The sequence below is a fragment of the Cellulomonas iranensis NBRC 101100 = JCM 18110 genome (assembly GCF_001552375.1).
In the GTDB taxonomy this organism is placed as follows: Bacteria; Actinomycetota; Actinomycetes; order Actinomycetales; family Cellulomonadaceae; genus Cellulomonas; species Cellulomonas iranensis.
This window is the reverse complement of the sequence record NZ_BCRB01000096.1, coordinates 1-12,849: the sequence shown is the minus strand read 5'-3', so window position 1 is coordinate 12,849 and position 12,849 is coordinate 1. Positions and strand designations below refer to the sequence as shown.

General features: G+C 76.8%; 11 protein-coding genes. 5 read left to right on the top strand and 6 right to left on the bottom strand.

Annotated features, from left to right (window positions below; genetic code table 11):
• Window positions 1–51 precede the first annotated feature (51 nt).
• The 6 genes from CS2_RS15755 to CS2_RS15730 form a co-directional block, all read right to left on the bottom strand.
• Window positions 52–789: a hypothetical protein gene (locus CS2_RS15755; protein WP_070320697.1), complete on the bottom strand. Its 738-nt coding sequence runs from the start codon at window positions 787–789 to the stop codon at window positions 52–54.
• Between the two features lie 25 nt (window positions 790–814).
• Window positions 815–1,573, bottom strand: a complete 759-nt coding sequence (locus CS2_RS15750) for a hypothetical protein (protein WP_070320696.1) — start codon at window positions 1,571–1,573, stop codon at window positions 815–817.
• Window positions 1,570–2,481: an ABC transporter ATP-binding protein gene (locus CS2_RS15745; protein ID WP_070320695.1), complete on the bottom strand. Its 912-nt coding sequence runs from the start codon at window positions 2,479–2,481 to the stop codon at window positions 1,570–1,572. The genes CS2_RS15750 and CS2_RS15745 overlap by 4 nt, the downstream gene beginning before the upstream one ends.
• On the bottom strand, window positions 2,478–2,900 hold the full coding sequence (locus CS2_RS15740) for a GntR family transcriptional regulator (protein ID WP_070320694.1): 423 nt from the start codon (window positions 2,898–2,900) through the stop codon (window positions 2,478–2,480). The genes CS2_RS15745 and CS2_RS15740 overlap by 4 nt, the downstream gene beginning before the upstream one ends.
• A gap of 95 nt (window positions 2,901–2,995) precedes the next feature.
• The gene (locus CS2_RS15735) at window positions 2,996–3,760 is read right to left on the bottom strand and encodes an SDR family NAD(P)-dependent oxidoreductase (RefSeq protein WP_070320693.1); all 765 of its coding nucleotides are present in this window, start codon (window positions 3,758–3,760) and stop codon (window positions 2,996–2,998) included.
• A gap of 557 nt (window positions 3,761–4,317) precedes the next feature.
• The gene (locus CS2_RS15730) at window positions 4,318–4,794 is read right to left on the bottom strand and encodes a MarR family winged helix-turn-helix transcriptional regulator (protein WP_070320692.1); all 477 of its coding nucleotides are present in this window, start codon (window positions 4,792–4,794) and stop codon (window positions 4,318–4,320) included.
• A gap of 81 nt (window positions 4,795–4,875) precedes the next feature.
• Here CS2_RS15730 and CS2_RS15725 point away from each other — a divergent pair, with 81 nt between their 5' ends.
• From CS2_RS15725 to CS2_RS15705, 5 genes are all read left to right on the top strand, one after another.
• The gene (locus CS2_RS15725; protein ID WP_070320691.1) at window positions 4,876–7,140 is read left to right on the top strand and encodes an LLM class flavin-dependent oxidoreductase; all 2,265 of its coding nucleotides are present in this window, start codon (window positions 4,876–4,878) and stop codon (window positions 7,138–7,140) included.
• Between the two features lie 110 nt (window positions 7,141–7,250).
• Window positions 7,251–8,369, top strand: coding sequence for a hypothetical protein (locus CS2_RS15720; RefSeq protein WP_156442169.1), 1,119 nt, complete (start codon window positions 7,251–7,253; stop codon window positions 8,367–8,369).
• 219 nt (window positions 8,370–8,588) lie between these two features.
• Entirely contained in the window at window positions 8,589–10,751 is a 2,163-nt protein-coding gene (locus CS2_RS15715; protein ID WP_082740289.1) for a serine hydrolase domain-containing protein, read from the top strand.
• Between the two features lie 54 nt (window positions 10,752–10,805).
• Entirely contained in the window at window positions 10,806–12,101 is a 1,296-nt protein-coding gene (locus CS2_RS15710; RefSeq protein WP_156442168.1) for a sensor histidine kinase, read from the top strand.
• Window positions 12,098–12,757: a response regulator transcription factor gene (locus CS2_RS15705; protein WP_062101092.1), complete on the top strand. Its 660-nt coding sequence runs from the start codon at window positions 12,098–12,100 to the stop codon at window positions 12,755–12,757. Before CS2_RS15710 ends, CS2_RS15705 begins: the two co-directional genes overlap by 4 nt.
• The last annotated feature ends 92 nt before the right edge of the window (window positions 12,758–12,849 follow it).

Below are 12,849 nucleotides of genomic sequence, written 5' to 3'. Positions count from 1 at the left end.
CCCGTGGTGACGTCGTGCTCGTGCGGGCGGGCGGGGTGGGGCGGGGCGGGGCTAGGCCGTGCGCTGGCGGATCTCGACGGTGCGGGTGACCGCGGCGTACGCCACGGCCATGACGACGACGAGCGCGGCCCCGCCGAGCAGCGGCGGCGCGGCGGCGGACCACGTGCGGGCCACGTGCGCGTCCCCGCCGGTGCCGCCGAGCAGCGCGGCGACGCCCAGCAGCGGCCCGACCGTGAGCGGCAGCGCGAGCGTCCCCCACCAGCCGGGTGCCCGCTGGTAGACCACGCCCACCAGCAGGCCCGACACCTGCGCGGCGACGAGGAAGACGACGAGCTCGGCCAGCAGCACGCCGGCCGGCGAGGACTCGTCGGCGAGCATCGGGTCCGCGATCCGCCAGCCCCACCCGGCGGCGTCGTGCACGGCGCGCTCCGCGAGCACCAGCAGCTGCAGCACCACCGCGTACGCGACCCCCGTGCCGACCGCGACCGCCAGCGACGCGCGGACGAACGTGCGCCGGGTCCGCCCGGCGGCGACGTGCACGCGCAGCTGCGCGGCGACCACGAGCACGGCGAGCGAGAACGGGAACCACACGACGCCCTGCCGGGTGTACAGCGACACCGCGGTGCCCACCTCCCCGTTGACGCGCCAGAGCACGACGACGCCGAGGACGACGGCGGTGACGACGACCACCCAGAACCACGCGAACAGCCGGAGGTTGAGCCGCGCCATCCGCGCGGCCGCGCGCAGCACCGGGTCGCGGGGCCGGGTCGGTGCGGTGGTGGTGGTCATCGTGGGTCTCCCGGGCTCGTCGCCGTCAGGCCTGCGCGGACAGGGGCAGCCGCCGCGCGATCACCGCGAACGCGGCGGCGACGACGAGGACGCCGAGGGCACCGACGCCGCCGGCGAGGCCGACCAGCGCACGCGGCGCGACGTCCCCCAGCCCGGGCACGTCACCCGTCGGGGCGATGCCGAGGAACAGCAGCGCGAGCAGCGGGCCGACGGTCAGCGGCAGCGTGAGCGTGGCCCAGGCGCCCCACCGCTGGTAGGTGATGCCGACGAGCAGCCCCGTGGTGATCGCGAGCAGCGTGAGGACGACGGTGTCGATGGGCAGCGCCCACAGCGGGGCGCGCTCGCCGGCGAGCTGCACCTCGCGGAGTGCGGAGCCCCAGCCCGCGAGGCCGTGCAGCCACCGCTCGACCAGCACGACGCCGGTGAGCACCAGCGCGTACGCGAGGCCCGTGGCACCCGACGCCAGCAGCGTCCCGCGCACGAGGCTGCGCCGGGTCATGCCGGCCGCGACGTGGACGCGCGGGTACGTCGCGGCGACCTGGATGGCCTGCGAGAACAGGAACCAGACGAGCGCCTGCCGGCCGTGCACGGCGATCGACACGTCGACCCGCCCCTCGACCACCCATGCCGTGATCGTCACGGCGGCGAGCGCGAGCAGCGCGATCGGCCAGAACCACGCGGCGAGCCGCAGCGCGGCGACGCCCTGGCGGCGCGCGACGTGCAGGGTCGGGGACGTGCGGGCCGGCGCCCGGGTGGCCACGGCGGGTGCGGTCGTGGCGGTCACCGGGCACCCCCGACGTGCGTGGCGCGCTGCGGGTCGGTGAGGTGCACGAACAGGTCCTGCAGCGGCACGGGCCCGAGCTCGAGCCCGTCCTGCCGTGCGCGGCGCACGTCGCCCTCCGCGACGCCGCCGCGCACGGTGGCCTGGGTGGTGCCGCCGAGCCGCTGCGTCGCGAGGACCTCGCGCCCGGCGACGAACGCCTCGACCGCGGCGGCGGGGCCGGTGACGGACACGCCCTCGGCGCGCAGCGTCTCGGCGTCCTGCGCGACGAGCACGCGCCCGCGGTCGAGCACCACGACGTCCTCGACCAGGCGCTCGATCTCGCCGATGAGGTGGCTCGACAGCACGATCGTGCGCGGGTGCGCGGCGTAGTCGGCGAGCAGCGCGTCGTAGAACGCGTAGCGGCTGGGCGCGTCGAGACCGAGGTGGACCTCGTCGAGGATCGTCAGCGGCGCACGCGACGCGAGGCCCAGGACGATGCCGAACGCGGACTTCTTGCCGCGCGAGAACTTGCCGGGCTTGCGCTTGGGGTCGAGCTCGAACAGGTCGAGCAGCTCGCCCGCGAGCTCGTGCGAGAACGTCGGGCGGGCGCCGGAGACGTACGCGAGGTTGTCCTTGATCGAGAAGTCGTCCAGCACGTCGCCGGACTCCCGCACGAAGCACACGCCGGGGACCACGCGCTCGTTCTCCCACGGCTCCTCGCCGTCGACGAGCACGCGCCCCGCGGTGGGGCGGCGGAACGCGGCCAGCAGCGAGCCGAGGGTCGACTTGCCCGAGCCGTTGCGGCCCAGCAGGCCCGTGATGGTGCCGGGGCGGACGGTCAGGCTGACGTCGTCGAGCGCGACGACGTCGCCGAAGCGCTGCGTCACGCCCTGCAGCTCGACGCCCCAGCCGGCGGTGGTCGCGGTCATCGGGAGCCCTCCTCGGGTGCGGCGGGGGTGGCGGGCGGGGCCGTGACGGGTGCGGCGGGCTCGCTCGCGGCGCGGGTGCGCAGCCGGGCGACGACGTCCTCGACGTCGATGCCGAGCACGCGCGCGGCGTCGGCGACGGGGTCGACCGTGTCGGCGAAGAACGACTCGCGCGCGTCGGCGACGAGACGCTCACGGGCGCCGGGCGCGACGAACATGCCGACGCCGCGCCGCTTGTAGAGCACGCCCTCGTCGACGAGCTGCGCGAACGCCTTGGCGGCCGTCGCGGGGTTGATGCGGAACGTCGTCGCGTACTGCGTGGTCGACATGACCTGCTCCTCCGCGGCCAGCGCGCCGGAGAGCACGTCCTGGCGGATCTGGTCGGCGATCTGCAGGTACACGGGGTCACGGCCGTCGAACACGGTGCCCCTCCCTGCCGGTTCTGTGGTTCATTACTCGACTAATGAACCACAGAACCGGCGGGTGCACAAGGGGCGGGCACGCGACGCCCGCGACGTCACAGTCGCGTGCCGCCCGACGCCTCGATCCGCTGCCCGGTGACCCAGCCCAGGGCCGGCGACGCGACCGCCGCGACCACGGGCCCGATGTCCGCGGCCTCCCCGACGCGCCCGAGCGCCGCCTGCGCGCCGAGCGCGTCCCGCAGGCCCGCCGCGTCGCGCACCGCCCCGCCGCCGAAGTCGGTCGCCACCGGCCCGGGCGCGACGACGTTCACGGTGACCCCGCGACCGCCCAGCTCGACGGCCCAGTACCGCGTGAGCGCCTCGACCGCGGCCTTCATCGCGCCGTACGCCGAGTGGTCGCCGGGCTGCACGAACCGCGCGAGCCCGCTCGAGACGTTGACCACGCGGCCGCCGTCGGCCAGCAGCGGCGCGAGGGCCTGCGTCAGCAGGAAGACCCCGCGCACGTGCACGTCGAACAGCCGCTGCAGGTCGTCCGCGGTCGTGCCGCCCAGGGGCGTGGGCACCGCGTGGCCCGCGTTGTTGACCAGAACGTCGAACGTCGTCCGCGACCACGTGCCGCGCAGCGCGTCGACGAGGCGAGCCGCGAACCCCTCGACGTCGGCGAGGTCGGCCGTGTCGAGCCGCAGCGCGACCGCACGCCGCCCCAGCGCCTCGACCTGCGCGACGACCTCCGCCGCCTCGTCCTCGTGCCGCCGGTAGGTCAGCACGACGTCGAGGCCGTCGGCCGCGAGCGCCGCGACCGCCGCGCGTCCCAGCCCGCGGTTGCCGCCCGTGACGAGGGCGATGCGGATGTCGGTCATGAGGTCTCCTCGGGTTCCCACACCACCCGGTCGGTGGCGCCGTCCCGCCAGCGTGCGCGCGACCGCCGGACCGCAGAAGGCCACGACGATCCAGGGACCCCCGGTCCCCCGCTCCCACGACCCCCCGCGCTCCCGCCGCCCCACACCCCCGTCGCCGAGCGCGGAGTTCGGCGGCCGAACGCGGAGTTCGGCCGGCCATGAGGCTCGACCACCGGCAGAACCCCGCACTCGACACCACCCGGGTCGACGACCCCCGCCATCGAGACCGCCCACGCCGCCGAGCGCGGGGTTCAGCCGGCCATGAGCCGTCGTCAACCGCAGAACCCCGCACTCGACACCGGTCCGCGGCGATGCACTCCCAGTCCGGGCGACCCCCTTCCGGCCCGCGAACGCGGAGTTCTGCCGGTCACGGGCCCTCAGGAACAGCAGAACCCCGCGCTCGGGCGGGGAGGGCAAGGATGGAGCGGCGGGTCGGGTGGTCCGGCGGCCGGCCCGAGGTGGTGGCCGGCCGGCCGGTGACGGTCGGTCGTGGGCCGGCTGCCGGGCCGGGGTGGCGGTCAGGCGGGGGTGACGACCGCGCAGAGGTCCTGACCGTCGGGGGCCGGGCCCGTGGCGCGCGCGAGCAGCCCGCGCAGCGCGGTGCGCTCGGCCGGCGCCAGCGCGCGGAGCACGTCGTCCTCGGCGGCGGCGATGCGACCCTCGACGTCGGCGAGCGCGGCGTGGCCGGCGTCGGTGGCGGCGATGCGGCGCACGCGCCGGTCCGCGGGGTCGGGGCAGCGCTCGACCAGGCCCGCGTCGCACAGGTCGTCGAGCAGGTACGTCATGACGGTGCGGTCGATGCCGAGGTGGGACGCGAGCGCGGCCTGCGTCGGCGGCACGTCGGCCGCGACGGCCACGCGCAGCAGGTGGTAGCCCCGGGGACCGGCGGGGATGCCGTCGAGCACGGCGCCGACGGCCGACCGCCAGCGGGTCAGCAGCGCGCCGAGCTGCCAGCCGAGGTCGTCGGCGGCGCGGGCGGGCGTCTGCGTGCTCACGTCCGCAGCATACGCGCGGCGCACAAGATCGTCTGTCGTGCATATGATCTGTGCAGAACACGACCACGGGAGACAGTCACCATGACCGACTACGGGCACGAGCTGCGGTTCGGCACGTTCCTCACGCCGCAGAACGCCGACCCGCAGACCCCGGTCGCGCTCGCGGTGCTCACCGAGGAGGTCGGCCTCGACCTCGTGACGTTCCAGGACCACCCGTACCAGCCGTCGTTCCTCGACACCTGGACCCTGCTGTCCTGGGTCGCCGCGCGCACCGAGCGCGTGCACCTGTCGGGCAACGTCCTCAACGTGCCGATGCGCCCGCCGGCCGTGCTCGCGCGCGCCGCCGCGAGCCTCGACCTGCTCTCGGGCGGGCGCGTCGAGCTCGGGCTCGGTGCGGGCGCGTTCTGGGACGCGATCGAGGCCATGGGCACGCCGCGCCTCACGCCCGGCCAGGCCGTCGACGCGCTCGACGAGGCCATCGACGTCATCCGCGCGCTGTGGGACGCCGACGGCCGCGGCGCGCTGCGCGTCGGCGGGGAGCACCACCGTCTCGCGGGCGCCAAGCGCGGCCCCGCGCCCGCGCACGACATCGGCATCTGGGTCGGTGCGTACAAGCCGCGCATGCTGCGACTCGTCGGCCGCAAGGCCGACGGCTGGCTGCCGTCCCTCGGCTACCTGCAGCCCGGCGACCTCGCGCGCGGCAACGCGACGGTCGACGAGGCCGCGACGGCCGCGGGCCGCGACCCGCGCGAGATCCGGCGCCTGCTCAACGTCAACGGGCGCTTCTCCCCCACGCCCGGCGACGGCCTGGACGGCCCGCCCGAGCAGTGGGTCGACGCGCTCGTGCGGTACGCGCTCGAGGACGGCATCGGCACGTTCGTGCTCGGCACCGACGACCCGCGCACCCTCCAGACGTTCGCCGAGCAGGTCGTGCCCGCGGTCCGCGACCAGGTCGACGCCGCGCGCGCGACGTCCGGCACCGTGACGGGCGCGGTCCGCCCCGCGGCGGCGCTCGCGAAGCGCGTCGACGGCATCGCGTACGACACGGTCCCGTCCGACGTGCGCGCGGTCGAGCCCGGCGACCGGGGCTACGGCGCGCTGCGCTCGACGTACATGCGCCGCGGCGCGCCCGGCGTCGTGCTGCTGCCCCGCACGACCCCGCAGGTCGTCGACGCGCTGGGCTGGGCCCGGCAGCAGCGCGGCCCGCTCGCGGTCCGCTCGGGCGGGCACGGCATCTCGGGCCGCTCGACCAACGACGGCGGCGTGCTGCTCGACGTCGCCGCGCTCGACGAGGTCATGGTCGTCGACGAGGCGTCGCGACGCGTCCGGCTGGGCGCGGGTGCGACCTGGGGCAAGGTCGCCGCGACGCTCGCGCCGCACGGCTGGGCGATCTCGTCGGGCGACCACGGCGGCGTCGGCGTCGGCGGCCTCGCGACGACCGGGGGCATCGGGCTGCTGGGCCGGTCGTTCGGCCTGACGGTCGACCACGTGGTCGCGGCCGAGGTCGTCACGGCGGACGGCACGGTGCACGTCGTGGACGCCGAGCACGAGCCCGAGCTGCTGTGGGGCCTGCGCGGCGCGGGCGGCAACCTGGGCGTCGTCACGTGGGTCGAGGTCGAGGCGCGCGAGTACCCCGACGTGGTCTTCGCGACCATGACGTTCGACGCGTCGGACCCGGCCGCGCTGCTCGACCGCTGGGGCCGCACCGTGCAGGACGCGCCGCGGCAGCTCACGAGCTTCCTGCACGTGCAGGCGGGCGGGGGCGGGCGGCCGCCGATGGCGCAGGCCATGACCGTGTGGGCGGACGACGACACGACCGCGGCGGTCGCGGCGCTCGAGGAGCTGCTGGGTGCGGGGCCGGTGCTCGACCAGCGCGCGACGCTCACGCCGTACGCGGGCGTGGTCGGGCCGGTCGCGCGGCACCACGACGGCGGTGCGCCGCCCGTCACGCGCTCGGGGCTGCTGCCCGCGATGACCGACGTCGCGGCGGCGGACCTCGCGCGCCTGCTGGCCTCGGGCGAGACGATGCTCGTGCAGCTGCGCGCGACGGGCGGCGCCGGCAACGACGTCGCGCCCGACGCGACCGCGTACGCGCACCGGCACCAGCAGTTCTCGGTCACGGCGTTCGCCGGCCGGTCGGCCCGCACGGGCCTGGACGACGCGTGGGACCGCCTCGCGCACCCGCACATGGACGGCCTGTACCTGTCGTTCGAGACGGACCCGCGGCCCGAGCGGCTGCTCGACGCGTTCCCGCCGCTCACGCTCGACCGGCTGCGCGCGCTCAAGCGCACGTACGACCCGGACCACGTGTTCGACCAGAACTTCCCCATCGACCCGCGAGGCTGACGGCCCGGGGCGTCGTGCGGCGTTCCGGCGGGCGGGCCGCCGGGACGCCGCACGTCACGTGTCGTCCGCATCACAGCAGGTCAGCGGCGTCCCTTGTTACCGTGCGGTACGTGATCCGTCTCCTCATCGCGTTCGTCGCCGGTGCCGGCATCGGCGCCTCGCTCCTGCACTGGTCCACCGGCGACGACCGGTACTCGTGGGTGTGGATGGCCGCGCTGCCGATCACGATCATCGGCCTCGTGCTCGTGAACGTCGCGCGCTCGTTCGCGAGCATGGCGCCGCCGGACGCCGAGGCGGTGGAGGCCGCACGCGCCGCGGGACGCCTCGCGGGTGCGAAGGTCCTCGACGTGCGCCGCACCGGCACCGTCATCAACGACGTCCCGCAGTACGACGTCGAGCTGCTCGTCGACCCCCGCGACCGCGGCCCGTACCGCACGGTCGTGCGCGAGCTCATCGACGCGGCGCAGATGCCGGGGCGCCTGCTTGGGACGGTGCTCGCGGTCGTCCGCGTGGGCGAGGACGCGCCCGACGTCGCGATCGTCGACGAGCCCGCGCCGCCCGTGCGGATCCACGCCACGCCCGACGCGCCCCTGTGGGAGCGGGACCCGGACAAGCCCGTGCCGGGCCGCAGGCGCCCGATCCTGCCGGTCGGCCGCAAGGGCCGCGGCGTGCGGTTCCTCGTGTACCTGCTGATCGCCGCCGTCGGCGTCGCGGTGCCCACGTGGCAGCAGCGCGACGACGTGCTGCTGGGCGTGCGCTCGGGCGGCGTCGGCCACGGCGACGCGTCGTACCTCAGCGGGCCCGGCCGGGTCGCGGAGGCGGTGCAGCGGTTCGCCGACGCCGCCGGCACGACCACGGTCACCGAGGTCCTCGCGTACGACGACCAGGTGTGGGTGACCACACCGGTCGCGCCCGGCCGCGCCGCGTACGACACGTGGTGGGCGGTCGCGAGCAACGCGACCCGCGAGCGTCCCGCGACGATCCAGCCGGACCCGAGCGAGGAGTTCGACCTCTCCGCGGTGGACTGGTCGGCGCTGCCCGGGCTGTACGAGCAGGCCGTCGAGGCGTCGGGGATCCCGGCGGGCGAGATCACGAGCGGGCACATCGCCGCCGGCTGGATCGGGTCCGACGAGGACCGCGCCGTGACGGTCCGCGTGTACCTCAGCGGCCCCTACGGCTCGTACACGCTCGAGGCCGACGCGCAGGGCACGCCGATCGGCGCGTTCTGACGCCGCGCCGGGCCGCCGCCCGGCACCGTCACCCGCCCGTCGACGCACGGCCGGCTCCCGCTCACGGCGAGGGCCGGCCGCCGTCGTCTCCCCCGAAGGTCGCAAGCGAGGTTCCCCGCTGCGCCCGAAGACCCGGGCACCCCGCGGCGACCAGCCTGGACGCAGGCCACGAGGTCACGTCCCGGGACACGTCCGGGCCCTCGCGGCGCAGGAGGAGCCATGCCCGTCACCCCGCCGGGACCGCGCACCGACCGCGCGCTGCCCCACCCGCCCCACGCCCCCGCGGCGCCCGAGACGCCGCACGCCACGACCCGTCGGCGGCTCGCGCGCCGCGTCGCCCCCGCCCTCGCGCTCGTCGCGGGCCTCGGCCTGCTCACGGCGTGCGGCGCCGCGCCCGAGGTCCCCGAGCCGCGCACCCCGCAGCCCGCGTCGACCGCGGGCCTCACGACCGCCGACGTCGACGCGTGGCTCGACGCCACCGTGCCCGACGCGCTCGCCGAGGGCCGCATCGCGGGTGCGACCGTCGCCGTGGTGCACGACGGCGAGGTCGTCACGGCCCGCGGCTTCGGCGAGGCCGACGTCGCCGCCGGCACACCCGTCGACCCCGACCGCACGCTGTTCCGCCCCGGCTCGGTGTCGAAGATGGTCACCGCGACGGCCGTCATGCAGCTCGTCGAGGACGGCCGCGTCGACCTCGACACCGACGTCGAGCGGTACACCGGCCTCGACCTCGGGTACGAGCGGCCGGTCACGCTGCGTGACCTGCTGACCCACACGGGCGGGTTCGAGGAGCGGCTCACGGGCCTCATCGGCGGCGAGGGCACGGTGCCCGACCTGCGGGCGTCGCTCGTCACCGACCCGCCCCAGCAGGTGTACGCGCCGGGCACGACGCCCGCCTACTCGAACTACGGCAACGCCCTGGCCGGGTACGTCGTCGAGGCCGTGAGCGGGCAGCCGTTCGAGGACTACGTCGCCGACCACGTGCTCGCACCGGCGGGCATGACGTCCTCGACGTTCGCGCAGCCGCTGCCCGCGGACCTCGCGGACCGCGTGTCGCAGGGCTACCCGACGTCCGACGACGCGCCCGTGGGCTTCGAGGTCGTCGGCCAGCCGCCCGCGGGCGGGCTGAGCGCGCCCGCGACCGACATGGCGCGGTTCATGCTCGCGCACCTGGGCCACCCGACGACGGGCGAGCCGCTGCTGTCCGACGCGACGCGCGCGCTCATGCAGGAGCCCGCGCTCGGCGCGGACACGCTCGGCGCCCTGGCCGAGGGCGAGCGCATGGGCCTCGGCTGGTTCGACGAGTCGCGCCACGGCCACCGCGTCGTGGGGCACGGCGGCGACACGACCGCGTTCCACTCGCACCTGCAGCTGTGGCCCGACGACGACACCGGCCTGTACCTGTCGCTCAACAGCACGGGCGCCGGCGGTGCCGCGTACCAGGTGCGCGAGGACCTGCTCGCGGGCTTCGCGGACCGGTACTTCCCCGCCGACGAGGCACCGGCCGCGAGCACGGTCGACGACGCGACGCGCGCCGCGCACGCGCAGGCGCTGGCCGGGCGGTACGAGCCGGGCCGCGCGTTCGTCTCGACGTTCCTCACCGCCACGGGCGTGCTGCAGCCGACGGCCGCGCAGGTCGTCGACGGCGACCGCGTGCTGTTCACACCCGGCCCCGGGCAGCTCACGCCTGCCGTGTACGAGGAGGTCGAGCCGTGGGTGTTCCGCCAGGTCGACTCCGACCGGCGCCTGGCCGTGCGGCTCGACGACGCGGGCCGCGTCGAGGTGATCGGCCACGACTCCGCCATGACGCTGCTGCCGCTGACGCCCGCGCGCGCCGCGGTCGTGCCCGTCCTGGCCGTCGGAGCCCTCGTGCTGCTGCTCACGGTGCTCGCGTGGCCCGTCGGCGCGGTCGTGCGCCGGGTGCGCCGACGCCGGGCGGCGCGCCGGTCCGCGGTGCCGGCCGGGTCGGTGACGGCCACGGGCGCGGTGCCCGCGGCGACGTCCGGCGCGCAGCCCGTCGGGGCGTCGGCCACGCCGCCGGTCGGGGCGTCGGCCACGCCGCCGACGGACGTCCGCCGCGCACGCCTCACGACGCGGCTCGCGGCGCTCGCGACGCTCGCCGCGCTGGCCGGCTGGGTGCTGGTCGTGCTCACGCTCGTGGGCCTGCAGCCCGTGCCGGACGCGGTGCTGCGCGTGCTGCAGGTGCTCACCGCGCTGGGCGTGCTGGGCGTGCTCGCGGCCGCGTGGCGCGTGGTCGCCGAGGCCCGGGCCCGCACCGGGTGGTGGCGCACGGTCACCGCGACCGTCGTGCTCGCCGCGCTCGTCGGGACGTCGTGGGCCGCGCTGCAGGTCCACCTGCTCTCGCCGGACCTGACGTACTGACGACCGACCGCCGGCGACCTGCCGCCGCCGGCCCCGCACGAGAGGATGACGACCATGGCGACCACGCACCTCACGGCGCCCGGCGCGCGCTGGGACGCGTTCCTGGACCGCTGCGGGGTGCGGGGTCCCGTGGCGCGCGACGCGCTGCTGGCCGTCACGTGCACCGTCGTCGCGGTGCTGCTGAGCCTCGCGAGCGTCGGGCTGCTGCCCGACGAGCTCGCGGTCTCCCCCGCGCGGCGGCTCGCGCTGCTGCTGCTGATCGCCGCGCAGTCCGCGGCCCTCGTGCTGCGGCGCGTGCGGCTCGCGGCGTGCGTCGCGCTCGTCGTCGCCACGCAGGTGGCGCTCGTCGCGGTGGCGCCCGACCTGTCGGTGCGGTCGTTCGCGCCGTTCGTCGCCGCCGCAACGGTCGGCACGCTGCTCCCGGCGGCGCGGGCCCTGCGCCTGGCCGCCGGGGCCGGCGTCGCCGAGGCCGCGCTCGCGACGGTCGCCGTGCTCGTGCGCGGCGGCACCGCGCTCGACGTCGCGACGCACGTGTCGACGTCGCTGGCGGTGTGGCTCGCGTCGGCGCTGGTCGGCGTGTACGTCGCGACGCGGCGCGCGCACCTCGTGCTGCTGCGCGAGCGCGCCGAGCAGGCGGAGCGGGACCGCGACACGCGCGTGCACGCGGCCGTGGCGGTCGAGCGCGCGCGGCTGGCGCGCGAGCTGCACGACGTCGCGGCGCACCACCTGTCGGGCATGGTCGTGCAGGCGGCGGCCGTCGAGCGGCTCGTCGACCGCGACCCCGACGCGGCGCGCGAGGGCGCCCGCTGGCTGCGCGACCAGGGCCGCGCGACGCTCGACAACCTGCGGCAGGTGGTCGGGCTGCTGCGCGGCGACGACGCGCCCGACGGCACCGCACCGCTGCCGGGGCTCGCGGCGCTGCCGGACCTCGTCGCGCAGGCCCGCGACCTGGGTGACGACGTCGAGCTCGTCGTCGCCGGCGACGTCGCGCCGCTCGCACCGCTGGGCGACGTGTCGCTCTACCGGATCGCGCAGCAGGCGGTGACGAACGCGCGCCAGCACGCACCCGGCGCCCGCGTGCGGGTGCGGGTCGAGCACGCGCCGGGCGCCGTCGTGGTGGACGTGACGAACGGACCCGCGAGCCGTGGCGTGCGCGGCGAGCACGGCGGCGCGGGGCTCGCGGTCATGCGCGAACGCGCCGCGCTCGTCGGGGGCACGCTCGACGCCGGGCCGACGCCCGACGGCGGCTGGCGCGTGCACGCGCGCGTCCCGGTCGAGGCCGACGCGCACGAGGACCTGCCGGGCGGCCGACCGGCCGCACCGCACGACGGGACGGAGGTGACGGCGTGATCCGCGTCGTGCTGGTGGACGACCAGGCGGTGGTGCGCGCGGGGTTCCGCGTGCTGCTCGAGGACGCCGGGGACATCGAGGTGGTCGGGCAGGCGGCGAGCGGCCCCGAGGCCGTCGACGTCGTGGCCCGCACGCGCCCCGACGTCGTGTGCATGGACGTGCGCATGCCCGGCGGCGACGGCCTGACCGCGACGCGGCGGATCGTCGCCGACCGCACGGGCGACCTGCCCGCGGTGCTCGTCGTGACGACGTTCGACCTCGACGAGTACGTGTTCGGCGCGCTCGAGGCGGGCGCCGACGGGTTCGTGCTCAAGGACGCCGACCCCGCCGACCTCGCGGACGCGATCCGCCGCCTCGCACGCGGCGACGGCATGCTCGACCAGACCGTCACACGGCGCGTCATCGCCGAGTTCGCCCGCCGCCGCCCCGCACCGCCGCCAGGCGCCGAGGCGGACCTCCTGACGCCGCGCGAGACCGACATCGTGCGGCTGCTCGCGCAGGGCATGTCGAACGCCGAGATCGCCGACGCGCTGTTCGTCGAGCAGTCGACCGTGAAGTCCCACCTGGGCCGCGCGATGACCAAGCTCGGCACGCGCGACCGCCTGCAGACCGTCGTGTGGGCGTACCGCACGGGCCTGGCCGCCCCGACCCGCTGAGGTCGCGGCTCCGGACGTCGGGCTCGCACCCCTCCCCACCCCTCCCCTCCCCCTCCCCCTCCCGCGAGAGTGCGATCCAGCACCGGCCGGGC